At 46.5% G+C, this 26,548-nt stretch carries 25 protein-coding genes and 1 other annotated feature; of the genes, 19 read left to right on the top strand and 6 right to left on the bottom strand.

Annotation, left to right across the window (positions count from 1 at the left end; translation table 11 throughout):
* The first annotated feature begins 508 nt into the window (after nt 1–508).
* The 4 genes from AC58QC_RS22135 (at nt 509) to AC58QC_RS22120 (ending at nt 4,831) form a co-directional block, all read left to right on the top strand.
* Nucleotides 509–733 (top strand): hypothetical protein, encoded by a 225-nt coding sequence (locus AC58QC_RS22135; protein WP_497417236.1) that lies wholly within the window; start codon nt 509–511, stop codon nt 731–733.
* A gap of 156 nt (nt 734–889) precedes the next feature.
* Nucleotides 890–2,653 (top strand): B12-binding domain-containing radical SAM protein, encoded by a 1,764-nt coding sequence (locus AC58QC_RS22130; RefSeq protein ID WP_497417235.1) that lies wholly within the window; start codon nt 890–892, stop codon nt 2,651–2,653.
* A gap of 98 nt (nt 2,654–2,751) precedes the next feature.
* A complete protein-coding gene (locus tag AC58QC_RS22125; protein ID WP_497417234.1) occupies nt 2,752–3,177 on the top strand; it encodes a pyridoxamine 5'-phosphate oxidase family protein in 426 nt (141 codons plus the stop codon).
* Between the two features lie 154 nt (nt 3,178–3,331).
* Nucleotides 3,332–4,831, top strand: a complete 1,500-nt coding sequence (locus tag AC58QC_RS22120; RefSeq protein WP_497417233.1) for an IMP dehydrogenase — start codon at nt 3,332–3,334, stop codon at nt 4,829–4,831.
* Nucleotides 4,832–4,917: 86 nt separating this feature from the next.
* Here the strand turns inward: AC58QC_RS22120 and AC58QC_RS22115 are convergent, their stop codons facing one another.
* The 3 genes from AC58QC_RS22115 to mnmL form a co-directional block, all read right to left on the bottom strand.
* Nucleotides 4,918–5,883 (bottom strand): type I phosphomannose isomerase catalytic subunit, encoded by a 966-nt coding sequence (locus AC58QC_RS22115; RefSeq protein ID WP_497417232.1) that lies wholly within the window; start codon nt 5,881–5,883, stop codon nt 4,918–4,920.
* Nucleotides 5,884–5,959: 76 nt separating this feature from the next.
* A complete protein-coding gene (mnmM, locus tag AC58QC_RS22110) occupies nt 5,960–6,532 on the bottom strand; it encodes a tRNA 5-(aminomethyl)-2-thiouridylate-methyltransferase MnmM (RefSeq protein ID WP_497417231.1) in 573 nt (190 codons plus the stop codon).
* Between the two features lie 534 nt (nt 6,533–7,066).
* Nucleotides 7,067–8,032 (bottom strand): tRNA modification radical SAM protein MnmL/YtqA, encoded by a 966-nt coding sequence (gene mnmL / locus AC58QC_RS22105; RefSeq protein WP_497417230.1) that lies wholly within the window; start codon nt 8,030–8,032, stop codon nt 7,067–7,069.
* Between the two features lie 170 nt (nt 8,033–8,202).
* Between mnmL and AC58QC_RS22100 the strand changes: the two genes are divergently transcribed.
* Both AC58QC_RS22100 and trmB read left to right on the top strand, forming a co-directional pair.
* A complete protein-coding gene (locus AC58QC_RS22100; protein ID WP_497417229.1) occupies nt 8,203–8,829 on the top strand; it encodes a WGxxGxxG family protein in 627 nt (208 codons plus the stop codon).
* 138 nt (nt 8,830–8,967) lie between these two features.
* Nucleotides 8,968–9,732, top strand: coding sequence for a tRNA (guanosine(46)-N7)-methyltransferase TrmB (gene trmB, locus AC58QC_RS22095; protein WP_497417228.1), 765 nt, complete (start codon nt 8,968–8,970; stop codon nt 9,730–9,732).
* Between the two features lie 60 nt (nt 9,733–9,792).
* Here the strand turns inward: trmB and AC58QC_RS22090 are convergent, their stop codons facing one another.
* Nucleotides 9,793–10,920: an MGDG synthase family glycosyltransferase gene (locus tag AC58QC_RS22090; protein ID WP_497417227.1), complete on the bottom strand. Its 1,128-nt coding sequence runs from the start codon at nt 10,918–10,920 to the stop codon at nt 9,793–9,795.
* Between the two features lie 3 nt (nt 10,921–10,923).
* Nucleotides 10,924–11,454, bottom strand: a complete 531-nt coding sequence (locus AC58QC_RS22085) for a phosphatase PAP2 family protein (protein ID WP_497417226.1) — start codon at nt 11,452–11,454, stop codon at nt 10,924–10,926.
* Between the two features lie 696 nt (nt 11,455–12,150).
* On the opposite strand from AC58QC_RS22085, the gene AC58QC_RS22080 reads away from it, so the two are divergent.
* From AC58QC_RS22080 to AC58QC_RS22040, 9 genes are all read left to right on the top strand, one after another.
* Entirely contained in the window at nt 12,151–13,386 is a 1,236-nt protein-coding gene (locus AC58QC_RS22080; RefSeq protein ID WP_497417225.1) for a glycosyltransferase family 2 protein, read from the top strand.
* A gap of 29 nt (nt 13,387–13,415) precedes the next feature.
* Nucleotides 13,416–13,560: a sequence feature (ribosomal protein L20 leader region), on the top strand.
* A 52-nt stretch (nt 13,561–13,612) separates the two neighbouring features.
* The gene (gene infC / locus AC58QC_RS22075) at nt 13,613–14,113 is read left to right on the top strand and encodes a translation initiation factor IF-3 (RefSeq protein WP_056609101.1); all 501 of its coding nucleotides are present in this window, start codon (nt 13,613–13,615) and stop codon (nt 14,111–14,113) included.
* Between the two features lie 30 nt (nt 14,114–14,143).
* Complete coding sequence (gene rpmI / locus AC58QC_RS22070) at nt 14,144–14,347, top strand: 50S ribosomal protein L35 (RefSeq protein ID WP_028553997.1); 204 nt, start codon at nt 14,144–14,146, stop codon at nt 14,345–14,347.
* A 56-nt stretch (nt 14,348–14,403) separates the two neighbouring features.
* A complete protein-coding gene (gene rplT, locus AC58QC_RS22065) occupies nt 14,404–14,763 on the top strand; it encodes a 50S ribosomal protein L20 (protein ID WP_028553998.1) in 360 nt (119 codons plus the stop codon).
* 558 nt (nt 14,764–15,321) lie between these two features.
* Entirely contained in the window at nt 15,322–17,067 is a 1,746-nt protein-coding gene (gene ilvB / locus AC58QC_RS22060) for a biosynthetic-type acetolactate synthase large subunit (RefSeq protein ID WP_497417224.1), read from the top strand.
* Nucleotides 17,064–17,552 (top strand): acetolactate synthase small subunit, encoded by a 489-nt coding sequence (gene ilvN / locus AC58QC_RS22055; RefSeq protein WP_477587621.1) that lies wholly within the window; start codon nt 17,064–17,066, stop codon nt 17,550–17,552. The genes ilvB and ilvN overlap by 4 nt, the downstream gene beginning before the upstream one ends.
* 137 nt (nt 17,553–17,689) lie before the next feature.
* Entirely contained in the window at nt 17,690–18,682 is a 993-nt protein-coding gene (gene ilvC / locus AC58QC_RS22050; protein ID WP_497417223.1) for a ketol-acid reductoisomerase, read from the top strand.
* A 160-nt stretch (nt 18,683–18,842) separates the two neighbouring features.
* Nucleotides 18,843–20,390, top strand: a complete 1,548-nt coding sequence (locus tag AC58QC_RS22045; protein ID WP_497417242.1) for a 2-isopropylmalate synthase — start codon at nt 18,843–18,845, stop codon at nt 20,388–20,390.
* 92 nt (nt 20,391–20,482) lie between these two features.
* Nucleotides 20,483–21,679, top strand: coding sequence for an aminotransferase-like domain-containing protein (locus AC58QC_RS22040; RefSeq protein ID WP_497417222.1), 1,197 nt, complete (start codon nt 20,483–20,485; stop codon nt 21,677–21,679).
* Between the two features lie 461 nt (nt 21,680–22,140).
* Here the strand turns inward: AC58QC_RS22040 and AC58QC_RS22035 are convergent, their stop codons facing one another.
* Nucleotides 22,141–22,827 (bottom strand): DUF559 domain-containing protein, encoded by a 687-nt coding sequence (locus tag AC58QC_RS22035; protein WP_497417221.1) that lies wholly within the window; start codon nt 22,825–22,827, stop codon nt 22,141–22,143.
* A 221-nt stretch (nt 22,828–23,048) separates the two neighbouring features.
* Between AC58QC_RS22035 and AC58QC_RS22030 the strand changes: the two genes are divergently transcribed.
* The 4 genes from AC58QC_RS22030 (at nt 23,049) to AC58QC_RS22015 (ending at nt 26,475) form a co-directional block, all read left to right on the top strand.
* A complete protein-coding gene (locus tag AC58QC_RS22030; protein ID WP_497417220.1) occupies nt 23,049–23,885 on the top strand; it encodes a VanW family protein in 837 nt (278 codons plus the stop codon).
* Between the two features lie 128 nt (nt 23,886–24,013).
* Nucleotides 24,014–24,469 (top strand): DUF2269 family protein, encoded by a 456-nt coding sequence (locus AC58QC_RS22025; protein WP_497417219.1) that lies wholly within the window; start codon nt 24,014–24,016, stop codon nt 24,467–24,469.
* Nucleotides 24,470–24,655: 186 nt separating this feature from the next.
* Nucleotides 24,656–25,735, top strand: a complete 1,080-nt coding sequence (gene leuB / locus AC58QC_RS22020; RefSeq protein ID WP_056835930.1) for a 3-isopropylmalate dehydrogenase — start codon at nt 24,656–24,658, stop codon at nt 25,733–25,735.
* A gap of 191 nt (nt 25,736–25,926) precedes the next feature.
* Nucleotides 25,927–26,475 (top strand): peroxiredoxin, encoded by a 549-nt coding sequence (locus tag AC58QC_RS22015; RefSeq protein ID WP_028554012.1) that lies wholly within the window; start codon nt 25,927–25,929, stop codon nt 26,473–26,475.
* The last annotated feature ends 73 nt before the right edge of the window (nt 26,476–26,548 follow it).

Below are 26,548 nucleotides of genomic sequence, written 5' to 3'. Positions count from 1 at the left end.
TCAAATCCCCAAAAAAGTTATTTTTTCTGCCTTAATTGAGCCTCTCTACTGGATAAATCCAATAGAATGCTCTGAAAAGTAGCCGAATTTTGTGTTTGACTGGATAAATCCATTCAAATCCCTCAAAAAGCTACTTTTTCTGCCGAAACTAAGTCTCTCTACTGGATAAATCCAATGTATGGGGAAATTAAGGTCTCTTTTTGTGGGTTTCACTGTATATATCCAATGGTGTATGCGCAATTACGATCTGCCTCGCCTCATATGTGGGAAAAATAGCCCTTAGCTACTCAAACTCACCTTCCTTCAACTGAATCTATTTCAGCACCATCCTCACGGGACCCACCACTCGTCTAAAGTGCACGCCATTTCTCATCCCCGTCTCTCACTAATGCTCGGTATTCGTATTCGTTTCCTTACATGGCCTCTCTCACCGCATGCCTGGAATACGCCCCCTCCAATCAGGGAATACTAGAACATACATAATCTATCGTGAGAGAGGCGAGTCCTAATGCTACTGTACCAATTAACCCAGTGGTTCGAAGAACGCACGACCTTGCAGCAAGCGCTGCAACGTGAACCGGCAGAATCCGCCGATGAAATCCATCAGAAAATCCAGGAAGTCGAACAGCAGTTGTACTCTCATGCTGAACGCTGGAAAAACGCCATCGAAGAAGCCTCTTACCTGCAATTCCCCTATGAAGCTCCACATTTGGACGACGACATGGTCCTGTAACGAACCTTGTTTATCTATACATGATTCTGTAATGGTCCACATTTTGCATAAACTGTACAAGTCGTCCCTCATGAGAGGGCCTACCTTTGTATTTCCTCCATTTTCGTGTAGTATTAGAGGGCACGATAATTGAGAATAGAACGAGGTTTTTTGCATATGAAAGTACTTGTATCCACACTGAACGCCAAATTCATTCATACCTCCTTGGCTTTGCGCTATCTTAAAGCGTTCTGCGAGAAGGATTTTGATGTTGAAATATCCGAATATACGATTAAAGACCCCGTCATGAACGTTGTCTCTGATATTTATCAGAAGGCGCCGGACGTGCTGGGCTTTTCCTGTTACATATGGAACATCGAAGAGACGATTAACATTATCAAAATGATCAAAAAAATCAGACCCGAAATCCTCATCGTCCTTGGCGGACCCGAGGTTTCTTATGATACGGACTACTGGATGGAGCGCATTCCTGAGGTCGATTTCATCGTCATGGGGGAAGGGGAAGAAACGTTCCACCAGCTTCTGACGGAGATTTCAACGACGCGCAAATACCATTTCGTCTATGGCGTTGCCTATCGCAAGGAGCAAGAAGTGATTCTGATGCCGGGCAGACCGAAGCTGAAGCTGGATGATATCCCGTCGCCGCATCGCTTCAAGGAAGATCTTCCGAGCCTGGCGAATCGTGTTGTCTACTTCGAGACGAGCCGCGGCTGTCCGTTCTCTTGTCAATTCTGCCTATCGAGTATCGAGGTGGGTGTGCGGTATTTTGATATGGAGCGAACGAAGTCGGACCTGCTATACCTCATCGACTCAGGCGCGAAGCTGATCAAATTCGTAGATCGCACGTTCAACATTAAGCGGGACTATGCGATGGAGATTTTCGAGTTTCTGATCAAAAATCACCGCGGCACCGTATTCCAATTCGAGATTACCGCAGACATTATGCGACCGGAGGTTCTAGACTATCTAGCTGAAAATGCCCCGCCAGGGACGTTTCGTTTTGAAATCGGTGTGCAGTCGACGAATGACACGACGAATGACCTCGTGCAGCGCAGACAGAATTTCTTCAAGTTGAGCCGCACCGTGTCCAAGGTAAAAAACTCTCTCAAAATCGACCAGCATCTCGATCTCATCGCCGGATTGCCGGAAGAGGATTATAACTCGTTCCGTAAGACGTTCAACGACGTTTTCGAGCTAGGACCAGAAGAGCTTCAACTCGGTTTCCTCAAAATGCTGCGCGGCACAGGCATGCGTAACGATGCCCATAAATATGGCTATATTTATATGGATCACGCCCCTTACGAGATTCTCGGCAACGATATCCTGCCGTTCACTGATTTGATTCGCATCAAGCGCGTGGAGGATGTGCTAGAGAAATACTGGAACGCCCACCGTATGGATCACACGGTGAAGCATCTCATCGCGAACGAGTTCGCGTCGGCGTTTGATTTCTTCCAAGAATTCGGCGACTTCTGGGAAGGTCGCGGCTGGCAGAAGATCGGGCATCAGCTCGAGGATCTGTTCACCCGTTTGCACGAGTTCTTGGTGCATCGCGGCACGTCAAACATGCACATCATCGAAGGTCTGATGAAGCTCGACTACTTCCTCGGCCATAAATATAAGCCACGTAAAATCTGGTGGGACTTCACCTTGGAGAAGTCTGAACAGAATGCGTACCTCAAGCTGCTTGCAGAGCAGCCTGAGCTTGTCAGCGGAGACTTCCAGAGCCTCCGCATCAACGAAAAAGACCTCCACAAGCATGCGATGCTTGAGGTATTGCCCTTTGCTTTGCAGACGTATCTGCAAAGCGGCCAACTAGACCAAAGCAGCAAGGAGCTGCTTGTCGTGCACTTCCCGCCGGACGCACAGAAGCCGGCGTCCTACTATACGATGCCGCTGCAGCAGCTGGCAACGATCTAATAGCCATACCCCTCACGACCGCCGTGAGGGGTATTTTTCTCGCGATCTGGGTAAATTAGGGGAGTTAAAGTAGATTGAGACTGAGAGGAGAGCGAAATATGATTGAAACGAAAAACTCACAACTCGAAGAACAAATCATCCAGGTACTGAACGCCAATCAGGTGTGCTCCTTCGCTACGATTGACGGTAACAAGCCTAAGGTGCGTTACATGGCCTTGTTTCACGAAGGGTTGGAAATTTATTTAACGACGAGTAAAAAAACAGATAAGGTCGAAGAACTCCAAGAAAATCCCCATGTGCATATTCTTGTGGGATATGATGGCAAGTCTACGCCTAATATTTTGCAAATCCAGGCTACGGCCACGATCTCTTCGGACAATGCCCTTCGGGAGAAGCTTTGGACCGAGGAAATGAAGCAATGGTTTGAGGGGCCGCATGATCCTAACTATGTCGTGATGGACATTTCCCCGTACTATATTGAATATTCGAGTCGTGGTTCCGAACCACAGATTTGGAAGAAATAACACCGATTCGCAGCCTGCTGAACATTTCCCTAAAAAATCCATTGACCATAGGCAAGGTTCAGTGATAAGATTATAAAAATTTACCTATGGATCAATCAAAGGAGAGACTTTGAGCTACGCTCAAAGATCCCTATATTTAGGAGGAAATTGTAAAGTGGCTACGTATTATATGGAACCATCGCGTACGTTTAGTGAGTTTCTATTGATTCCTAACCTGACGACGAAGGCATGTACACCGGCGAATGTAAAGCTGAAGACTCCGCTAGTCAAGTTTAATAAAGGTGAGGAGCCTGCTATCTCACTGAATATCCCGTTTTCTTCTGCTGTCATGCAAGCCGTATCCGATGATGGAATGGCTATTGCGTTGGCGCGTAGTGGCGGGATTTCGTTCATTTTTGGCTCTCAGTCGATTGAAGAACAAGCGCAGATGGTGCGCAAGGTAAAAGGGTACAAGGCTGGTTTCGTCGTAAGCCGCTCCAACCTGACACCTGCACATTCGCTTAGTGATGTATTGGCATTGAAAGAAGAGACAGGCCATTCTACAGTTGCGATCACCGATGATGGTACAGCGAACGGAAAATTGCTGGGGATCGTAACAGGGCGTGACTACCGCAAGAGCCGCGACTCGCAAGATCGTAAGATTTCGGAGTTCATGACACCTTTTGATAAATTAATTTACGGCAAATCAGGGATTACTTTGTCTGAAGCGAACAATTTGATTTGGGATCATAAGTTGAACTGCTTGCCGATTGTGGATGAGAACGGGAAGCTGGACACGCTTGTTTTCCGCAAGGACTACGATGAGCACAAAGAGAATCCGATGGAGCTCCTCGATAAGAATAAGAGCTACATCGTCGGCGCTGGGATCAACACGAAGGATTATTTGGAGAGAGTTCCTGCGCTTGTCGAAGCGGGCGTAGACATTCTCGTTATCGATTCATCTGACGGCTACAGTGAGTGGCAGCATGAGACGGTGCAGTATGTGAAACAGAATTTTAATGTGAAAATAGGTGCCGGTAACGTCGTTGACCGTGAAGGCTTCCGCTACCTTGTAGAGTCAGGTGCTGACTTTATTAAGGTAGGGATCGGCGGGGGTTCCATTTGTATTACGCGGGAACAGAAGGGTATTGGCCGCGGCCAAGCTTCCTCGGTGATGGAGGTTGCTGAAGCGAGAGATGAATACTTCAGAGAAACCGGTACGTATATTCCGATTTGTTCCGATGGTGGTATCGTACACGACTACCATGTTACTTTGGCTTTAGCGATGGGCGCTGACTTCGTTATGTTGGGCAGATATTTTGCTCGCTTCGATGAGAGCCCAACTCGAAAGCTTAAAGTCGGTAACAACTTCGTGAAAGAATATTGGGGCGAAGGCTCTAATCGTGCACGTAACTGGCAGCGTTATGATACAGGCGGCAAAAGCAAGCTTCTATTCGAGGAAGGCGTGGATTCCTACGTTCCTTACGCAGGAAGTCTGCAAGAAAACCTGGACAAGACGCTTGGTAAAATTAAATCCACCATGTGCAACTGTGGTTCTTTGACGTTAGATGAGCTGAAAGCTAATGCGAGAATTGCTCTCGTATCCGCGACAAGCCTAGTTGAAGGCGGAGCGCATGACGTGATTTTGAAGGAAAGCAGCCTTTCGGAAGAATAGGCCAGCTCAAGCATAGAAAAAGCTCTCTGATATCCGTCAGCAATGACGGCATCGGAGAGCTTTTTTTTTCATCCAATCGGTAAAATTTAAGGCAAATAACTGCGAATAACCGTCATGCTGCCCTCAAGCGAATAGCTGCCCAAATCAGCAGGAAGCAAGAAGCAGTCACCAGGCTTCGTTGCGATCTGACCGTCAGCCCATTGCAGTGTTCCGTTGCCATCTGCGATCACAAGGATCACGAAGCTATCTGGCGTGGTGGTAAGCTCCCATTGCGGGCCAACCAGGCCTTTTTCCACAGTGAAAAAAGGAGAGGACGCGAGTGTCAGCCATGTACCGGCTTCCGTCAAATCGGTTTTCATGCGCGTGGAGCCTGAGCCTTCATAGGCGATGACATTGAGCGAGTCTTCGATGTGCAGCTCACGCAATTTTCCGTCCAAGCCAGGACGGTTATAATCATACAAACGATACGTAGTATCCGAGTTTTGTTGAATTTCTGCTACCAGTACACCCGCGCCAAGTGCGTGGACCGTACCAGCCGGAATGTAGAAGGAATCGCCAGCTTCGACAGGAACTTCTTGCAAGCAGTCCATTATGCGGTTCTCCGCAATGGCTTCTGCTAAGCTTTCCCGTGTCACGCCTTCTTTCATACCATATATGATTTTGGCGCCTGGCTTAGCGTCGAGAATATACCACATTTCTGTTTTGCCAAGCTCACCGGCTGCCAGGTTCTCGTAGTGATCATTGGGATGAACCTGAACGGACAGATCGTCCTCACAATCTAGCAGCTTAATTAATAGAGGGAAGCGACCGTTTTTCTCGGAAAAGCCTTTGGTACCGAACAACGTTTTCCCGTACTTCTCACGAATTTCATCTAGACCAAGGCCAGCTAATTCACCGTTGATCACTTTCGTTGTTCCGTTCGGATGGTCACCGATCATCCAGCCTTCGCCAATAGCGCCTTCTGGCAGCTCAAAGCCAAAACGTTCGAGGGTTCTGCCTCCCCAAACACGTTCTTTCATTTCAGGTTGAAATTGCAGTGGGTATGACTTCAAAACAATCCCTACTTTCCCCTAGTGTCTAAATCTATTGAAGCCTGTGGTCCATACTCTCTAGCATTATATCATGCAGCTATCTTTTTTCTAGAGCTAATAGATAGGGCGCGGAGGTGCTTCTATTGACAAATTGGTACCGCAGCACTTGAAACGCTGCGAGTGGAAGCTGAGAAGCCCAGCGCTCGACCGCTGCGGCTTCTTCGGACCCGCCATCGTGCCCGCTGTACAGCACGATAGTCACGATTCCGCCTTTGCGCAGCAGGCGGAGGGCAGCTTCAAGAGCAGGAATGGTGGATTCCTGCTCGGTGATAATGGCGGTATCGGCTCCTGGCAGATAGCCGAGATTGAAGGTGACCGCGGCGACCTTGCCGTGGCGGTCTTGCGGCACCGCCGCTTCCATGAGCGCATGGCTGCATAAGCTCATGGCTACTTTCGCGTCTGGCAGTTCTTTCGCCAGACGCTGCTCGGTTTGATCCAGCGCAGCCTGCTGGATATCGAAGCCGTACACGCTGCCGCGAGTGCCTACGAGCTTCGCCATGTATACTGCATCAACGCCAGTGCCGAGCGTAGCGTCCACAACCGTATCACCAGACTGGACGCGCTGCCCAAGGAGTTGGTGTACATAACTCAGAACTGAAACAAATCCCATAGGTAAAAGCCTCCAATTTTCGGATAGTTCATTACTGTGACGTATATTAAAGCGTTAAAAACAACTAAGATGCACTTATTTTGTTGTGCAATTGATGTGTGCAGCTTGCATCCTCGAACCGGCTCGTCGCTGCGGAAACACCGCGCAATAAGGCCCTCTTCGGGCCTTAATGACGTGCCCGAGCGTCAGGCTCACTGCTTTAACGCCCAAAAGGGGCGTTAAAGCTCACGAACCGGCTCGTTGCTGGGTAAGCGCCGCGCATTAAGGCCCTATTCGGGCGTTAATGACATGCCCTAGCGTCAAGATCACTGCTTTAACGCCTAAAAGGGGCGTTAAAGCTCACGAACCGGCTTGTCGTTGGGCAAGCGCCGCGAATTAAGGCCCTATTCGGGCCTTAAAGACGTGCCCGAGCGTCGGAATCATTGCTTTAACGCCCAAAAGGGGCGTTAAAACTCACGAACCGGATCGCTATTATCGCAAATTGAGCATCCTGGTTCCCTTTTCCAGAATGCTCAATTTGGGAAAATGCCTATGTTAAGTTAAACTTTCTTTTCCCGCCCAATACTTCCCTTGCCATGTGTTTCTCTCCAACAGCAACTTATCAAAAGCGTTCAACACTTCCCACTTTTTGAGGCTCCACATCGGTCCGATTAACAGATCCCGCGGAGCGTCCCCAGTCAGTCGATGAACGATCATTTCAGGTGGCAGAATTTCAAGTGTATCGACGATCAGATTGACATATTCATCCTTCTCCAAGAACTGCAGCAAGCCTGCTTCATACTGCTTCACCATTGGTGTTTTGCGCATGAGGTGCAGCAAATGGATTTTGATGCCTTGCACATCCATCTGAGCGACTGCTTTCCCTGTGTCCAGCATCATTTCATGGGTTTCACCTGGCAAACCATAAATAATGTGTGCACAGACTCGGATATTATGTTTGCGCAGCTTGGCAACAGCGTCCAAATAACATTGGGTATCATGCGCACGATTGATCAGCTCTGAGGTGGATTCATGTACCGTTTGCAGCCCCATTTCTACCCATAAATAGGTGCGCTGATTCAATTCAGCCAAGTATTCGACGACGTCATCCGGCAAACAATCCGGCCGCGTGGCGATAGACAAGCCCACAACGCCTGGCTGCTTCAAAATCTCTTCATAATATTCTCGCAGCTCTTCAACGGGCGCGTAGGTATTCGTATAAGCCTGAAAATAGCCAATATAATTGGCTTCGGGCCATTTTTGATGCTGCAGATCCCGTATCTTATTAAATTGGGTGACAAGATCGTCGCGGCGGCTCCCTGCAAAATCCCCTGAACCGCGGGCGCTGCAGAAGGTGCAACCGCCAGTTGCGATCTTCCCATCGCGATTAGGGCAAGTGAAGCCAGCATCCAGCATTACTTTGAAAACTTTACCTCCGAAGGCATCGCGCATTTCATAATTCCATGTATGGAAACGTTTATCTCCCCATAGCTGGGGTGATTCCTGAATCATTGTAGACATAGGACTGTATCCTTTCTTTCTGTTGCTTCGCATTCTTTCAACCTATATTGTAGCGAAATTTTCGTATGAAAGCGACCCCTGCCTTTCCAACAAGTCCCCCAATAAAAGCTTACAGAAGGGAGCATGATAACCTTGCACCACAATTACGAGCTGAGAGGGGAAATGCCTACGTGAAAAAGTTTCGTACGATAACTTTAGCAGTAGCTTTGACAGCAGCTTTAAGTATGGGGGCAGCAGGAGCTCAGGCAAGGAATATGGATTCGGGGAATGCAGTCGGTACGGGATCGCCGATAGGAGCACTGGGGACAGGAACAACGGGGACTACGACATCAACGGGCTATACAGGAAGTAACTATGATGCTACTTCACCGGGAATGGGGCTAGGAACTGGCATCAGCTCTCAGAATTTTAGTGGGAATGGAACGAATGGGATCTATAATGGGAATTTAACGACTCCGAATACGTATTCCGGATATGGAACAACGACCAGGGGAACGGGTGTCATGGACCATATTAATGGATATGGAACGAATCCCGTTGAAAGAGGGGCTAATGCCGTTGAAAGAGGTGTCAACCGCGGAGCCAATATGATCGAGAGAGGTGTCGATCGCAGTGCCAACATGGTTGATAGAATGAGTACAAAAAGCGTAGCAACAACGCCACCAAGCACTTATAGAGCTTATGCAACAACGGATACGGATAGTGATATCAGCTGGGGATGGTTAGGTCTCATCGGACTTCTGGGCCTAGCAGGGCTGCGAAGTAATAATAGAAGAAGAGACGAAAGTTATAAATAATGTTCTTTTGAACACCTAGAAGCACCTTCCATTTTGGAGGGTGTTTTCTCTCATTTAAGAGAGAAAGCTTTGATTTTTTTTATAGAATCGACTATGATTTGTATTCGAAAGCATGTACGTGTAGGAGGAAAATGAATAATGCGGTTACGGGGCAGAAAAGGTATCAGAGAAGATATAGAACGCCAGAAAGAACTCGTTGTGTTAAATGCCAAGGATTATAAGGGCAAATGGGCCGAGTTATTCGGAAACAATAACCCGATTCATGCCGAGCTTGGGATGGGAAAAGGGCGCTTTATTAGCGAAATGAGCAAGAAATATCCGAACATCAATTTCATTGGCGTGGATATGTATGATGAATTGATTCGGAAAGCAAGTGAGAAGGCCAAAGTTGCTCATGAACTTACAGTGGATAATGAAGAGGATGCTGATCTTAGCATTCCAAATTTAAGGCTGATGCTGTTCAATATTGAGCATATAGAGGATGCTTTCGCTGAAGGAGAGCTAGAGCGCGTTTATTTGAACTTTAGTGATCCTTGGCCGAAGAAAAAGCATGCGCGTAGACGCTTAACGCATCCAGGATTTGTTGCCAAATATCAGCAAATTTTGAATGCGAAAGGCGAAATTCATTTGAAAACTGATTCTCAGTCCTTATTCGAATTCTCTTTGAATTCTTTTGCTGATATGGGTCTCAGAATGCGCAATATTTCGTTGAACCTTCACGTGGATGGCATTCATCCGGATCACGTGATGACCGAATACGAAACGAAGTTCGCGGGGCAAGGCATGAATATTCATCGTTGTGAAGTTGTGATTGGACAAGAAGCCTTATCTACACATCAAGAGCAATTGAAGCAAGCCGCTGCGTCCGCCCTAGCTGCTGAATCGAAAGAAACAGCTGAATAAGACACAAATCAAACAGACTTTCCAGAGTTGCGAATAAGCAGCAAGGGGAGTCTGTTTTTCTCATCCAAGCAATTGCAGGATCACCTCGGAACCATCGCCTGCCGGCAGATGGGCCTTCCTATGTTGATTGGAAACGCGCTTGGCCTGCACATCCGCATAGCGACTAGCCAACATGGATAACCAATGAGAGATCGTATCTGCTGACTGAATCGGTTCGCCGAAGCCGTGTCTTGTGAAATAATGAACGTTTTCTTCCTCTTGGCCTGGAAGGGGATCATAAAATAACATAGGAATCCCCTTCGCAAGTCCTTCTGAGCATGTCATACCGCCTGGCTTCGTAACAAGTAAGTCCGAGGCTTCCATCAGCTTGCCAATCTCTTGTGTAAATCCGAGCAGGTGGATATGAGGATGCTGATACCGCGGATCAGCCGCTAATTTCGCAATGGCTTTCTCATTATGCCCTAAGCAGAAAATAAACTGAATTCGATCTCTCCACATCAATAGATGCTCGCTTAATGAGTCGCCACCGATCAAGCCCCAGCCTCCGCCCATGACCAAAACCGTTGGCATGGAAGACAGCATAAACTGGTTTCGAATCAGTGTTCTGTCATGTACCTCCCGAAAGCTGGGATGAACGGGTATCCCTGTGATTTCGACATGTGCGGCCGCAATGCCATGCACGATGAGCTTGTGTTTAACATCCTCGGAGGACACCATATATTTATTAACCTCTCGGCTGACCCATGTCCCATGAACATCGTAGTCGGTTATTACTGTGCATAGGGGGATGTGTAAGCCCGCTCGCTTTAATCGAGAAACAACTACGCTGGGAAAAGGATGCGTACACACAATGGCTTGGGGCGCCCAATGCCTGATCATAGCTGCCGTTTGCGCATAGAAAATGCGATGAAGGGCGAGCTGAGTCAAAGGATTAAGCGATTTTTGATACTGAGCACGGTACAATCGACCATACAATTTGGGCTGCGTAGAAATGGTTTTCTTATAGGCGCTGAGAATCCATGGTGCCAATGTGGGATGCAGAAAGGAGCCTAGCTCTACCACACGCGTTTCTATATTAGAACAGCGCTGTTCGAGGCTGCTAGCCAGAGCGAATGCAGCTTGCGTATGGCCGGCACCGAAGCCTTCTGAAAGAATGAGCACTCTTCTATTTTGCGATAGTTGTTCCATGATTTACCCCCAGAAGGCTACTGTCACTAATGATGCTGTCGTTCCAAGCAAACAACCTACGATACAATCTGAAGGATAGTGAAGTCCCAAGTAAATCCGCGATAGGCCAACGATACCAGCAAGCGGGATCAGTATGAGTCCGAGCATGGGTAAAGCATATACGACGGGAATCATAACTGAGAAAATCGCTGTGGTATGTCCAGAGGGAAAGGAATGATCTGTCAGAGGGTTTTTATGTGTAATGGTTTGAGGATGGACAAGATAAGGGCGCAGTCTAGGATATCTTTTTTTCATAATGGCAACAGGGATATGGCTGATTGTCAAAGCGATCAGTGCTTGAAAACCGGCTATACGCAGCGAGCCTTGCCAAAAGCATGCCAAGCATAAAGAGAGCATAATAGAAGCTGTGGCACCGCCTAGATGTGTTATTTTTGTGAAAAAATGATCGAGGAAATGATGTTGTATTCGTTGGTTGACGAAGTGGAATAGACGTGTTTCATGATGCTGAAGCCAATGAACAACTTTGCTGCTCATGAATAACCTCCTCCTTCTTATCTGGAATTTCTCTCTATCTTTATTGTACGAAGGGTTTATTAGAGGAAGATTAAATGAATGATAAATATTCATAAATTCAAATTAATGTTGCACTAATCTAGCGTTAACATTTCTATGTTAGGATGACAAATATCTTCGAATCGACACAGCGCCAATGCAGCGCAATTTCGCAGTTTTCTTGTTAGTCTTCCCTGAAATTGAAACGACTATCCCGTGCAAGTCGCGGATGATATGTCCTTATTGTGAACGACGGACTCTTTCGGGCTGTGTTGTGCGAATGTTGTTAAGGTGACTGTTTTCATCCATTAACAGGGTAATTAAGCAAATGTTGTAAGAAATTAACGGAGTGACTTATAATAGTGACGTTGCCACTTAGAAAAGACAGTGTTCGTCTAAATGGTGAACTTTTGGTACACAATAAATGAAAAACGATGAAAACAAGACATTTTCGACCCGATTTCAAGCGCATGCTCTGTTCGGCGTGTGCGAACCACCCAAATTTCAAAGAACTGCCGCTTTTTCGGTGTTTGCAGACTTTGACAAACGGGGGGAAAGAGAGGAAAATCAAAAACGATTGTTTCACCGTTTGCCTGTTGACACGAATTACCTGTACATAAACGCACGAGGCATATAAAAAGATAGCTGACGTGCACAAAAAAAGGGGGACTTTGCTTCATGCTAGACAAGATTATGCTTGCCGTTCAAATGTTCTTGGCTTTGGTCGGTGCGTATCAGTTGTTTTTAACGTTTTTTGGTTGGTATCGTCCCAAAAACAAAAAAGTGTTTGCTCCGCAGAAATCGTTTGCTGTATTGGTTGCCGCTCATAATGAGGAACAAGTCGTAGGGGCTCTGATTGAGAACCTGAAGACGTTGGATTATCCGAAAGAGCTCTTTGACATCTTCGTCATTTGTGACAACTGTACGGATAACACGGCTGACATTGCGCGCCATCATGGCGTGTATGCAATGGAGCGCCGCAACCCGAACCTCAGAGGGAAAGGGTATGCGATTGAATGGATGCTCAAAGAGCTATGGAAGCGTGAGCGTCAGTATGACGGAATCGTGATGTTCGATGCGGATAACCTGGTTAGTCCTGATTATTTGATCCACATGAATAACGATCTTTGCTCAGGTTCCCGCGTTATTCAAGCTTATCTGGATACCAAAAATCCAAATGATTCCTGGATTACGGGTTCCTTTGCCATCTCGTACTTCTACGCGAACCGTTTTGTTCAAACGCCTAGATCGAACTTGGGTCTTGCCAATTATCTTGGCGGAACGGGCATGTGCTTCGACTCCAACCTGTTAAAGGAAATTGGCTGGCGCGCAACGAGCTTGGTTGAGGATCTTGAATTCTCAATGAGATGTATTCAAATGGGTATCAAACCTACGTTCAATTATGATACGCGTGTTTATGATGAGAAGCCGTTATCGTTTAATGCTTCTGCTAAGCAGCGTCTGCGTTGGATGCAAGGTCACTTTGAAGTGGCCAAACGCTTCTTCTTCCCATTGCTGTGGCAAGGGATCAAAACGGGAAGCTGGATGAAAATTGACGCGGCGATCTATTCCGCGAATGTATACAATTTCTTCTTCGGTGCCATTCTAACGGTTATGCTGTGGATTCAGTCCATGACATCTCACGGGACGGCTGAGTCAGCGTTAGTTCATATCAATCCAGTTATAATCAATTCACTCAGCTTGGCAATCTATGTTTTGCTTCCGATGTCGATGTTGATTGAAAAGGCTCATAAGAAGACGTACAAGTATTTACTGCTTTACCCAATTTTCATGCTATCTTGGTGGCCGATTACGTTCTATGCGTTCTTCACGCAAAACAACAAACAGTGGAGCCATACCGAGCATACACGTGTAATTCGTTTGGATGAAATGAAAAGTAAACAAGTGAGTTGACTTTTTTAGAATGAGATGATATTATATTTCGAGTAAAGCAGAAGCGCCCGCTTCTCACCTGACTAACGTAACGTTGGCTGGTTTGAATGAATCATCATGTACATTCAATAGGTTTGTTATAAACCTGTTATTGATGAAGATGTGGGCCCACTGTGCCCGCATCTTTTTTATATTTGGAAGAGAGTTACATACTTTATGGAGGTGGAACACAATTAGCAAAGACCATATGATTAATGACGAGATTCGTGTGAAGGAAGTACGCCTTATTGGGGCGGACGGAGAACAACTTGGTATTACACCAATTCGCGAAGCTCTTCAAATTGCACTTGACGCGAACCTTGATTTAGTAAACGTTGCACCGACGGCGAAGCCGCCTGTCTGCCGCATTATGGATTACGGCAAGTTCCGTTATGAAACGCAAAAGAAAGAAAAAGAAGCTCGTAAGAACCAGAAGATTGTGGATATCAAAGAGATTCGCCTAAGTGCGACGATCGATGAACATGACTTCCAAACGAAGCTTCGCAACGCAGTTAAGTTTCTTGGCGAAGGCGATAAAGTTAAGGCTAGCGTTCGTTTCCGTGGTCGTGAAATTGCGCACTCGGAGATTGGTCGCAAAGTGCTTGAGCGCCTTGCTACAGAAACTGCTGAAATTTCCTCGCAGGAGCGTGCTCCAAAGCTTGAGGGAAGAAGCATGATCATGATCTTAACGCCAAAAGCGACAACTTAGGCGGTATACTAAATTAGGAGGAACAACAACATGCCGAAAATGAAAACACACAGCAGCCTGAAAGGCCGTTTCAAAATCACTGGCACAGGCAAAGTGATGAGATACAAACAAGGTAAAAACCACTTGCTTTCTGGTAAATCATCCAAGCAAAAACGCGTATTGTCCACGAACCCAACAATGGCTCCTGGCGATGTACGTCGTTTGCAACAACAATTGTCCCTTATCAAAGGCTAATCGTTACTCAGCTTAACATTCGAACATCATTTATATATCCCAGGAGGTAGTTCACAATGGCAAGAGTCAAGGGCGGATTTATTCGCGCTCACCGTCGTAAGAAAATTTTGAAATTAGCAAAAGGTTATTTCGGTTCCAAACACCGTTTATTTAAAACAGCTAAAGAGCAAGTAATGAAGTCATTGGTATATGCATACCGTGACCGTCGTCAAACAAAACGTAACTTCCGTAGACTTTGGATTACTCGTATCAATGCAGGCGCTCGTCAAAACGGCTTGAGCTACAGCAAATTGATGCACGGCCTTAAATTGGCTGGTATCGAAGTTAACCGTAAAATCTTGGCTGACCTAGCTGTGAATGATTCCAAAGCATTCAACGATTTGGCAACAGCTGCAAAAGCAAAAGTAAACGCGTAAGCTTGACTTCGCGTCTGAGAGCTTGTCCCCTTCAGGGGGCAGGCTCTTTTTATATGTCTGGCAGTATTCTGAAGATCTTCTCTCACAGCCCTTACTTTTATTCGAATTTCCCTATTGACTATTGGCCTTCCGATGCATATAATAATCTTTAATCATATTTGATATGGTGAAGCATACGAATGAATCGCTATGAAGAGGAAGAAGTAATAAGGGCACTTATGCGCAGAGAGCGTTGGACTTGCTGAAACCATCGCCTTAATCCCTTACGTACGAAGTCACCTCGGAGCTGTTTTCCTGAAACGTGCAGATTACTTGCAGTATTAGGGAGAATCGGAAGAGCACACGTTATCGTGCTGAGGGTAATGTTCGTTAGTGAACATACCTGCTAAGGTTATGTGCTGTGAGGCATATAGCAAATTTGGGTGGTACCACGGAAGCTTAAACCCCTTTCGTCCCGTTGAGCGCGTTTTGTGCGCGCACGGGATGAATAGGGGTTTTTCTTATTTTCATGGAATGTTTAACAATGACACGAATTGACTTTTCGAGAGGAGGATCACAATGAATGTTCAAACTGAACCAAAACGCTCTAAAGAAGAACTAATTGAAAAGCTGACGCAGCCTGACCTGATTACAGGTTCCGAAATTTTGCTAAGAAGCTTATTGCTGGAGGGTGTGGACTGCGTCTTTGGATATCCAGGCGGCGCTGTATTGTACATCTATGATGCGATGCATGGTTTTGACGATTTCAATCACTTGTTGACTAGACATGAACAAGGCGCGATTCATGCAGCTGATGGCTATGCTCGTTCAACAGGTAAGGTTGGTGTATGTATCGCAACTTCCGGGCCGGGGGCTACGAACCTCGTCACAGGTATTGCTACAGCATATATGGATTCTGTTCCTCTAGTTGTTATTACAGGTAACGTGGCAACGAATTTCATCGGAACGGATGCTTTCCAAGAGGCTGACATTACCGGCATTACGATGCCGATTACGAAGCACAGCTATCTGGTTAGAGACGTTAATGACCTACCGCGCATCATTCATGAAGCGTTCCATATTGCGAACTCAGGTCGTAAGGGGCCGGTTCTTATTGACATACCAAAGGATGTCTCCGCTCATAAAACGATATTTAAGCCTGCAAAGGATGTAAGCATTCGTGGTTACAACCCTACAGTGCAACCCAACAAGCTGCAGATTGATAAGCTGATCAAAGCCATCGAAGAGGCTGAACGTCCGGTTATCATTGCAGGGGGCGGCGTTGTTTATGCGGATGCTTCCAACGAATTGATCGAATTTATTAATAAAACACGGATCCCTGTCGTAACAACCCTGCTTGGCTTAAGCGGCTTCCCGAGTGCACACGAGCTATGGCTCGGTATGCCGGGGATGCACGGAACGTTTACAGCTAATACAGCGATCCAAAATGCAGATCTACTCATCTCCATCGGTTCCAGATTCGATGATCGGGTAACGATGAATTTGAATGGTTTTGCTCCTAAGGTGAAACTGATCGCTCATATCGACGTGGATCCAGCAGAAATCGGCAAGAACGTGAAAACGGATATCCCATGTGTAGGCGATGTGAAAGCCGTTCTCGAATATGCCAATACGAAAGCGAGGCCTTCGAATGGCGAAGCTTGGATTGCTGAAATGCAAGCAAGCAAAGAGAAGTTCCCGTTGAAATACGGCGAAACTGAAACGGAGCTTAAACCACAATATGTGATTGAGATGATCAGCGAAACGACCAAAGGTGAAGCGATCATTACGACAGACGTTGGACAGCATCAAATGTGGGCTGCGCAGTTCTATAAGTTCAAAAACCCGCGCTCTCTGGTAACGTCCGGTGGACTTGGCACTATGGGCTTCGGATTCCCATCAGCGATCGGCGCTCAAATGGGGAACCCGGATAAACTGGTAGTTTCCATCAATGGAGACGGCGGCGTTCAGATGTGTGCGCAAGAGCTTGCAATCTGTGCGATCAACAACATTCCAGTTAAAGTTGTTATTATCAACAACCAAGTGCTTGGAATGGTTCGCCAATGGCAAGAGATCATTTATGAGAATCGCTATAGTCACATTGATTTGGCAGGAAGCCCTGATTTCGTGAAGCTTGCAGAAGCTTACGGCGTGAAAGGCTTGCGCGCAACGACGAAAGAAGAAGCGAGAAAAGCATGGCAGGAAGCCCTCGATACACCGGGGCCTGTCGTTATTGATTTCGTCGTACCGAAGGGCGAGAACGTGTTCCCAATGGTTAAAGCGGGCGATACAATTAGTGACATGTTAATGGGGGATTCGGAATGACAACTAAACATACAGTTTCCGTACTCGTAAACAATCAGCCTGGTGTTCTGCAACGTGTATCTGGTTTGTTTGGACGCAGAGGCTTTAATATTGAAAGCATCACAGTAGGAGAGTCCGAGGAAATCGGACTTTCTCGGATGGTTATCGTGACCACAGGTGATGATAACACGTTGGAGCAAATTTCCAAGCAATTGTACAAGTTGATTGACGTCATCAAGGTTGTGGATCTGAGCTCCAATCCAATGGTAGCCAGAGAACTCGCACTTATTAAAGTAAATGCTGAACCCCTCATGCGCCCAGAAATTCTAGGCATCGTTGAAACGTTCCGCGCGGCAGTTGTCGATATCGGCCCTGCTTCATTGATCGTGCAAGTTGTTGGAGATTCAGATAAAATAGATGCTATGGTCGAATTGCTTCGTCCTTATGGCATTCGTGAGCTTTCCCGTACGGGCGTTACTGCGATGATTCGCGGTTCCGTTAAATAAATAGAAACACCCATTTTCAATGAGAAGTAAGCTCTCTTTGAGTGGGGGTTTCAGCGGAGTACCACGGTAAAACGTTGAAACACCCACTCAAGGGGTAGACAAAACGGATTCATTATATCAAAGGAGGATTTATTCGAATGGCAGTTACTACTTACTATGAAAAAGATGCAGACTTAGCGGTACTTAAAGGTAAAACGATTGCGGTTGTTGGTTATGGTTCCCAAGGGCACGCACAAGCACAAAACTTGCGTGATAGCGGGTTGAACGTTATTATCGGACTTCGTGAAGGCCGTTCATGGAACGCAGCTAAAAACGATGGTTTTGAAGTTGTATCTGTAGAAGAAGCAGCACGTCGCGCTGATGTTATCCAAATTTTGATGCCGGATGAAACGCAAGCTCGCGTTTACAAAGAGTCCATTCAACCGAACATGAAAAAAGGCGCAGCAATCATGTTCTCCCACGGATTTAACATCCATTTCGGACAAATCGTTGCTCCTGAAGGTACAGATGTATTCTTGGTAGCTCCTAAATCCCCTGGTCACATGGTACGTCGTACGTACGTTGAAGGCTTCGGTGTACCTGGCTTGATCGCAATCGAGAAGGATGCGACTGGCAATGCAAAAGCAATCGGTCTTGCTTATGCAAAAGGTATCGGCTGTACACGTGCAGGCGTTATCGAGACTTCTTTCCGTGAAGAAACAGAAACTGATTTGTTCGGTGAGCAAGCAGTTCTTTGTGGCGGTGCTTCTGAACTGGTTAAAGCTGGTTTCGAAACATTGGTTGAAGCGGGTTATGCACCAGAAATGGCTTACTTTGAGTGCTTGCACGAATTGAAATTGATCGTTGATATGATGTATGAAGGTGGACTTGCTTCCATGCGCAGCTCTATCTCCAACACAGCTGAGTACGGTGACTATGTAACTGGTCCACGTATCATCACAGCTGAAACGAAAAAAGCTATGAAAGCTGTTCTTTCCGATATCCAACAAGGTAAATTCGCACGCGACTTCATCTTGGAAAACCAATCCAACTTCGCATTCATGAACGCAACGCGTCGTAACGAAGCAGAGCATCCGATCGAAGTGGTTGGTAAAGAACTTCGCGAAATGATGCACTGGATCAAAAAATAATCTTTCGTCATTATTGAATTTTATAGCTGTACATTCCACAGGGAGTGATTGAGGAGAATTTCCCAATTGCTCCCTGTGAATACTATAACGACTTGGAAAAACATCTTAGCAAATGCTTACGAAGCAAGTTTTCTATTGAAAACTCTTAGGAGGTGACATGGTGCGTAAAATTTATATTTTTGATACAACCCTTCGTGATGGTGAGCAATCACCAGGTGTGAACCTGAATACGCAGGAGAAGGTCGAGATCGCATTGCAGCTGGAGAAGCTTGGCGTGGATCGTATGGAAGCTGGCTTTCCTGCGGCATCCCCAGGGGATTTGGCGGGTGTGAATGCCGTCGCTAGAGCGGTTAAGAACGCTTCTGTTATCGGCTTGTCCCGTTCGCGTGAGAATGATATCGAAGCTGTGCGTGAAGCCCTGCAGGGTGCACAGGATCCATGCATTCATCTCTTCCTTGCCACGTCGCCGATTCACCGTCAGCATAAGCTGCGGATGGAGAAGCACCAGGTGCTAGAAGCAGCGGAAGCGGCGATTAAATATGCGAAGAAGTATTTCAGCAAAATCGAGTTCTCACTCGAGGATGCTGGACGTACGGAGCTGGACTTCATCGCGGAAGTGACGAACATGGCGATTCGCGCCGGTGCTTCTGTCGTGAATATTCCTGATACCGTTGGCTATATGACACCATATGACTACGGCAATATTTTCAAAATGCTGAAGGAGACTGTGCCAGGCATTGAAAAAATTCAATTGAGCGCGCACTGCCATGACGACTTAGGCATGGCGACTGCGAACGCGCTCGCAGCTGTTCTGAATGGTGCCGATCAAATCGAAGGCACCATCAATGGTATTGGCGAGCGAGCAGGGAACACCTCGATCGAGGAAGTCGTTATGGCGCTGGAAACACGCCAAGACTTCTACCAAGCGAAAACTTCGCTTGTGTTGAACGAGATCTACCGTACCAGTCGTCTTGTCAGCAAGCTGACAGGCATGGTGGTTCCGGGCAACAAAGCGATTGTTGGCGCTAACGCCTTCGCGCATGAGTCCGGCATCCATCAGGATGGGATGCTCAAAGAGAAAACAACTTACGAGATTATGTCTCCGGAAACGATCGGCGTGAAGGAAAGTAAGCTCGTTATGGGTAAACACTCCGGACGACACGCATTTCGTGAGAAGCTCATTGATCTTGGCTACGAGCTCGGTGACGAGCAAGTAAACGTGGCTTTTGCCAAGTTCAAGGATTTGGCAGACCGCAAGAAGCAGGTAGAAGACGAGGATATTCGTGCTTTGATCGAAGAAAAATTGATCGAGACACCGGAAATTTTCGCACTTGGCGCGCTTCAAGTTGCCTACGGCAACCAAATGACACCAACCGCAACGGTTCATGTACGCTTCCAAGATGGCAGCGAGGTGGCTGAAAGCGCGGTAGGTAACGGTTCGGTTGACGCGATCTACAACGCGATTGATAAAGCGACGAAGGAAAACGTTGAGCTTGATGACTACTCCATCAAATCCGTTTCGCACGGGAAAGATGCGCTTGGTGAAGTTCACGTCGTACTGAAGCAGGACTCCATTTCTGTGCAAGGACGCGGCATTTCGACGGATATTCTGGAAGCAAGCGCGAAGGCTTATCTGGACGCTGTGAACAGACTGATCGATAAGCGCAAAAATCCAACAAGCAACAGAAGCAACGTAACGTTAATATAATCTCTTAGCTTTCATGGCAACCCGGATTAGCACCTCACCTCCAAGATTAGAGGAGGGGTGCTTTCTACAAATGCGAAAGGATGCGTCCCTGTATGAAATATCGATTTTCTAAATCGTTGGAAGGCTTCTCATCGTCAGCTGTAAGAGAAATTCTTAAGCTGACACAAGGGAGCTCGATTATTTCCTTTGCTGGCGGATTGCCTGCTGAAGAGTTTTTCCCGTTAGACGCTGTCAGTGAAGCGTTCACAAGAGTTGTTGGCGGCGGTAAGTCTGCGCTGCAATATGGTTTGACAGAAGGCTACAAGCCTTTGCGCGAATCCTTATGCAAGCGGATGGCAGCAAAGAACATGCTGGTTACCCCAGACGAAATGCTGTTGACGACAGGGTCGCAGCAAGCGATCGATCTTTTGACACGTGTGTATATTGATGAAGGTGATGTCATTCTCGTCGAAAGTCCGACGTATTTGGCAGCGATCCAAGTGTTCCAAGCCAAAGGCGCGAAAATTTATTCCGTTGATAGCGATAGCGACGGCATGATTCTGGAGGATTTGTCAGCCAAAATCGCGAAGCATAATCCGAAAATGGTTTATGTCATTCCAACTTTCTCCAACCCTGCGGGTCGTGCGTGGAGCTTGGAACGTCGTCAAGGCTTGCTGGATATTTGCCGCGGCGCTGATGTGTTGATTCTGGAAGATGACCCGTATGGGGAAATCCAGTTTGATGAGAGTGAAAGCTATCCGACTGTCTACTCGTTAGGTGGCAAAGCGGAGGGTGGGAATGTTGTTTATACGAGCACTTTCTCCAAAACCGTTGCGCCAGCTTTCCGTACAGGATGGGTGATGGGGGATGAGATGCTTATTCGTCAAGTTGCACGCTTCAAGCAATCCGCGGATCTGCACTCCAGTACGATTGATCAGCAAACACTGTATCACTTGCTTGAGCATTTTGATCTGGACGCTCATATTTCCTTAATCCGTGAACAGTATCTGGATCGGATGAAATTCATGTCAGGTCTCCTCACTGAGCTGAACTGGCCTGGTCTGAAATGGGAAGAGCCAAAGGGCGGCATGTTCATTTGGGTAGAGCTTCCTGAGCAAATTAACGCCGCGGATTTGTTGAAAATCGCGGTCAAAGAAGGCGTTGCCTTTGTTCCCGGTGCTACCTTTTACGCGGAGAATCCACAGTACAACACGATGCGCTTGAACTACACGCATACCGATCGTGAAACGACGATTCTGGGCATGAAGAAGCTCGCGAAGGCGATGGAATCGTATTTGCAAAAAGCATAAGCTAGAGATGCAGCACCCAAGGCAATTAGCCTTGGGTGTTTTTTGTGGCGCCGGTGGGCGCCGATAAGGCCCGGAAGGAGCCTTAAAGGGCGGCACGCCGGCAACGGCGAGCGGGAACGGAAGCAATAACGCCCTTTTTGGGCGTTAAAGCAGTGATCCCGGCGTTCGTGCGCGCGAATAAGGCCCGAAAAGGCCTTAAAAGTGCGGCACGCCGGCAACGGCGAGCGGGAACGGAAGCAATAACGCCCTTTTTGGGCGTTAAAGCAGTGATCCCGGCGCTGGTGTGCGCGAACAAGGCTCGATAGGGGCCTTAAAACGCTGCGCGCCGGAAACGGCAAGCGGGAACGCAAGCATTAACACCCTTTTTGAGCGAAGCAGTGATTCCGGCGCTCGTGCGCGCGAATAAGGCCCGATAGGGGCCTTAAAGGGCTGCACGCCGGCAACGTAAGCATTAACGCCACTCACCTAACCATCTGGACGGCAACTGTTGGGTGTAACTGATAGTATCTTATTCGTTGCTGCCCTTCACGCGCGGGGACGAGTAGTTGTTTCTCTTTCATATTATGAAGGATGCTCCTTGATTTCTTAGTTCCGAAACGAAAATGTTCAGACACATCAAGAGGAGAAATACCCTGTCCATGTGATAGAGCTAGCCGACAAATCTCTTTTTCAATGATACTTAACTCCCCGTATTGTTCTTGCTCCCTAGGCTGTTCACTGAAATACTTCCCTATAAATTGCAGGATGATCTGCTCGCACATACGAGGACGATCCTTTACATCATCATAAGTAAAACGCAGTATTTTCCACCCATCGATCATCAAATGATTTTGACGTATGAGCCCATCAGAGAATTGTGTGCGACTGATCTGACTGGCGTGTGTGGTGTAACCATCAATTTCGATAGCAAGTTTTAATCCATGTCGAATGTAGGCAAAATCTATAAAGCGAGTGCCATCACGGAAATCCTTGACCTCAAACTCTGGATGCAAAAATAGAAATTCGCCTAATGCCCTCCACCATACTTGTTTCAGAAATAATCGCTCGGCATGACCATGCCCTTCTTTCAATCTTCGTAATCGTTCACCATTTCGTCTGGAATAATGCGCCTGTATGAATGCCTCATAAGATTTATCGAATAATGACATAACCCAATTCCGCCCCTTTTTTCAGAAAATAAAGAAGCCGCTCCCTAGAATCAGCAAAGGCTGAACTAGAGAAGCGGCGTGTGCTTCACTACCATTTTTTAACACTTTACCATGAGTGTGAAGGAAAGATCAAGCAATGTGATCATTTCGCAGTAATTGACTTGGGATTATTTTGAAATTAAGATGGGATCAAGGAAGTGAGAAAGGGGACGATCTGACGGATGAAAAAGCCGAAACAACCCTTAAAACCGATCCACCGAAGTCGGGCAAGGATTTATCTAGGGATCAAAGCATACCGCTTAAGACGATATTTGACCTGGTTTTTCGATGGAAAAAAATATGCAACTTTGAAACAGGACCAAACACTGCCAGAGGTAGCTTTTACGCACCGAACCCCTCTTTTAAGACAGTTGAAAGATGTAGATATGTGGCTTCAGCATAACAAAGTGGTGAATTTGAAAATTGCCGCGAAGCAGTTGAATGGCGTGATCATCAAGCCTGGCGAGACTTTTTCTTATTGGCGCTTAATTGGCACTACGACCCGTAGAAAGGGGTATGTCGATGGCATGGTGCTCTTTCATGGAAAAGTGAAGACGGGGGTTGGAGGCGGTTTATGCCAGCTTTCGAATTTGATCTACTGGATGACGCTGCATACGCCGCTTACCGTAACGGAAAGGTATCGTCACAGCTATGATGTATTTCCAGATGCGGGGAGATCTCAGCCTTTTGGGAGCGGGGCAACGTGTTACTATAATTACTTGGATTTGCAAATTCGGAACGAAACGTTGGAGGCGTATCAGCTCGTTATTCATGTCACAGATACCCATTTGGTAGGGGAATGGCGTACGCTCAACCCTAGCTTACATAGCTATGAGATTTATGAAAAAAGCCATCGGATTACGCGTGAATTTTGGGGTGGATATGTCCGGCATAATGAAATTCACAGAAAAGTGATGAATAAGGAAGGGCAGCATGTAAGGGATGAATGGGTGACAGATAACCATGCGATTATGATGTACGAACCTTTGCTGACAGCTGGAGAGGCCGATAAAAATTGATGAAATCTTAATCAAAATTATGGTAAAAGTATCCACAACTGGTGGCGGTGGCCATAGATAATCTCATCTTTTGATTGTATCTTATAATTTGTGTTGTTTACATATTACGTTACAAGAGGTGAGTTGGTATGAAGATTCTCGTTCTCATTCATGTTTTATCAGCCATTATCGGGGTTGGCCCAACGTTTTTTGCACATGTGCTGCTTAGAAAGAAACAAACGCTTGAGGAACTGAGGATGTCCTTACGCGTGGGAAGTCGGTTGGAGATTTTTCCGAAAATCGGCGGCAGCCTCGCCGTACTTACTGGATTGTTGTTGATTTGGTTAGGTGATTACGGCTCCATCATGCAAACTTGGCTGATCGGCTCTCTTGTGGCGTATGTTATCATTCAAATTATTGCCATTGGCTTCGCAACGCCTAATCAGAAGAAACTTGGAGGCTGGGTGCTAGATCCTTCGAATCAGAAGGCGACTACACTTCCAGGAGAGCAAGTGATGCTGTGGGCTAAGGCGCGTAATTACTTCTATGCGGCATCCACAGTTGGTGTTATTTTATTCATCTTCATGATTATCAAACCAAGCTAAGCTTAAGCCCTTTCTTGCTAGCAGGCAGGAGAGGGCTTTTATTTTTCGTTGTTTATAGGAAAAAACTATTAAAGCGATAGCTTTTATATCTAAAGTAGGGTGTTATCTTATGGTACAATGAGGTCAGGATAAACGATAGGAATGCTAACTAACTAGGTTTGCTAAAATAAGGAGTGAATGATTGTCATGGCTGATGTTAAAAAGATTGCGGTAATAGCTGGAGACGGTATTGGTCCAGAAGTCGTTGCAGAAGCAGAAAAAGTATTGAAGCGTACGGAAGAATTGTTCGGATATCAATTTGAAACGGAACACGCGCTTTTCGGTGGTATTGCGATTGATGAGAAAGGTACACCGCTTCCGGAAGAAACATTGAAGGTTTGTCAATCCGCAGACGCTGTACTTCTAGGAGCAGTTGGTGGTCCTAAATGGGACAACAATTCCAAAGAGCTTCGCCCTGAAACAGGTCTTCTAGGTATTCGTAAAGCGCTTGGCTTGTTCTCCAACATCCGTCCAGCGTTCATCTTCGATTGCTTGAAAGAAGCTTCCACATTGAAACCAGAAGTTCTTGAAGGCACAGATTTGATCGTTGTTCGTGAGTTGACTGGCGGTATTTATTTCGGTGAGAAATTCCGTCGTGAAACAGCAAACGGTCAAGAAGCGGTTGATACTTGTGCATATAATGTAACTGAAATCGAGCGTATCGCGCGTCAAGCGTTTGAAATTGCACAAACGCGTCGTAAGAAGCTTGCTTCCGTTGACAAAGCGAACGTACTTGAAACATCCCGTCTATGGCGTGAAACGGTTAACCGTATCGCGGTTGACTACCCAGATGTTGAGCTTGAGCACGTATTGGTTGATAACTGTGCGATGCAATTGCTACGCCGTCCGTCCAGCTTCGATGTTATCGTAACAGAGAACATGTTCGGCGACATTTTGAGTGATGAAGCAGCAATGCTTACAGGCTCCATCGGTATGCTAGCATCCGCTTCTCTTGGCGAAGGCAGCTTCGGCTTGTACGAGCCGGTACACGGCTCTGCGCCTGATATCGCAGGTCAAGGAATCTCCAACCCAATCGCTACAATCCTTTCCGTTGCTTTGATGTTCCGTTTGACTTTCGGCTACCACGAAGCAGCGGATTCCATCGAGCGCGCTGTAAAAGAAGTATTGGATGCTGGTCACCGTACAGGGGACATCGCAGTGGATAAGAGCACAGCAATCGGTACGTTGGCAATGGGTCAATTGATTGTTGACGCTATGCGTAAATAAATAATAGAACTAAGCTCGCACCTTCGAGGCAGGAATGCTTCGGAAGTGCGGGCTTTTTTGTTGAAGCCTCCAAGGATTAAAATAATTATTATCTAGTATACGATCTAATTATTGACTTTCAAGTAGGTGGATGGTACCATTTTATACGGATAATATAGAGTTTAGATAGATTTTGAGGAGGAATTATACCCATGGCAGAACGTTTAGTTGGTAAACAAGCTCCTGATTTTACAATGGAGACAGCTACAGGTGACGGTACAGCATTTGGTAAAGCATCTTTGTCCGATTACAAAGGAAAATGGTTAGTTCTTTTCTTCTACCCATTGGACTTCACATTCGTATGTCCAACAGAAATTACAGCACTTAGTTATGCTGCTGATCAATTCAAAGCTTTGGACACTGAAATTCTTGGTGTTTCCATCGACAGCATCCACACACACAAAGCGTGGATCAACACGCCGGTTAACGATAATGGTCTTGGTAAATTGGCATTCCCACTTGCTGCTGACATTACGAAATCCGTTGCTCGTGACTATGGCGTTCTAATCGAAGAAGAAGGTATCGCGCTTCGCGGTCTTTTCATCATCGATCCAGAAGGCGAATTGAAATACGAAGTTGTTAATCACAATGACGTAGGTCGCAGCGTAGAAGAAACACTTCGTGTACTTCAAGCGCTTCAATCCGGCGGATTGTGCCCAATGAACTGGAAACCAGGCGACAAAAACTTGGTTGTTAAATAAGTTTTAACTACATAGGAAGGCCCCTCAGATTAGCATGCGAATGCGGGCGGAGGGGTCTTTCTTCATAAGGAGA

The sequence above is a fragment of the Paenibacillus sp. J22P51 genome (assembly GCF_059692215.1).
This window is presented reverse-complemented; position numbering and strand designations above follow the sequence as displayed.

Coding starts and splice junctions, on each gene's coding strand:
- AC58QC_RS22090 (WP_497417227.1), bottom strand. CDS start 10,920: ATGGAACAACTATCGCAAAATAGAAGAGTGCTCATTCTTTCAGAAGGC.
- rpmI (WP_028553997.1), top strand. CDS start 14,144: ATGCCGAAAATGAAAACACACAGCAGCCTGAAAGGCCGTTTCAAAATC.
- AC58QC_RS22080 (WP_497417225.1), top strand. CDS start 12,151: ATGCTAGACAAGATTATGCTTGCCGTTCAAATGTTCTTGGCTTTGGTC.
- AC58QC_RS22085 (WP_497417226.1), bottom strand. CDS start 11,454: ATGAGCAGCAAAGTTGTTCATTGGCTTCAGCATCATGAAACACGTCTA.
- rplT (WP_028553998.1), top strand. CDS start 14,404: ATGGCAAGAGTCAAGGGCGGATTTATTCGCGCTCACCGTCGTAAGAAA.
- ilvB (WP_497417224.1), top strand. CDS start 15,322: ATGAATGTTCAAACTGAACCAAAACGCTCTAAAGAAGAACTAATTGAA.
- AC58QC_RS22130 (WP_497417235.1), top strand. CDS start 890: ATGAAAGTACTTGTATCCACACTGAACGCCAAATTCATTCATACCTCC.
- ilvC (WP_497417223.1), top strand. CDS start 17,690: ATGGCAGTTACTACTTACTATGAAAAAGATGCAGACTTAGCGGTACTT.
- mnmM (WP_497417231.1), bottom strand. CDS start 6,532: ATGGGATTTGTTTCAGTTCTGAGTTATGTACACCAACTCCTTGGGCAG.
- AC58QC_RS22030 (WP_497417220.1), top strand. CDS start 23,049: ATGAAAAAGCCGAAACAACCCTTAAAACCGATCCACCGAAGTCGGGCA.
- AC58QC_RS22125 (WP_497417234.1), top strand. CDS start 2,752: ATGATTGAAACGAAAAACTCACAACTCGAAGAACAAATCATCCAGGTA.
- AC58QC_RS22040 (WP_497417222.1), top strand. CDS start 20,483: ATGAAATATCGATTTTCTAAATCGTTGGAAGGCTTCTCATCGTCAGCT.
- leuB (WP_056835930.1), top strand. CDS start 24,656: ATGGCTGATGTTAAAAAGATTGCGGTAATAGCTGGAGACGGTATTGGT.
- AC58QC_RS22135 (WP_497417236.1), top strand. CDS start 509: ATGCTACTGTACCAATTAACCCAGTGGTTCGAAGAACGCACGACCTTG.
- AC58QC_RS22025 (WP_497417219.1), top strand. CDS start 24,014: ATGAAGATTCTCGTTCTCATTCATGTTTTATCAGCCATTATCGGGGTT.
- ilvN (WP_477587621.1), top strand. CDS start 17,064: ATGACAACTAAACATACAGTTTCCGTACTCGTAAACAATCAGCCTGGT.
- trmB (WP_497417228.1), top strand. CDS start 8,968: ATGCGGTTACGGGGCAGAAAAGGTATCAGAGAAGATATAGAACGCCAG.
- mnmL (WP_497417230.1), bottom strand. CDS start 8,032: ATGTCTACAATGATTCAGGAATCACCCCAGCTATGGGGAGATAAACGT.
- AC58QC_RS22035 (WP_497417221.1), bottom strand. CDS start 22,827: ATGTCATTATTCGATAAATCTTATGAGGCATTCATACAGGCGCATTAT.
- infC (WP_056609101.1), top strand. CDS start 13,613: ATGATTAATGACGAGATTCGTGTGAAGGAAGTACGCCTTATTGGGGCG.
- AC58QC_RS22015 (WP_028554012.1), top strand. CDS start 25,927: ATGGCAGAACGTTTAGTTGGTAAACAAGCTCCTGATTTTACAATGGAG.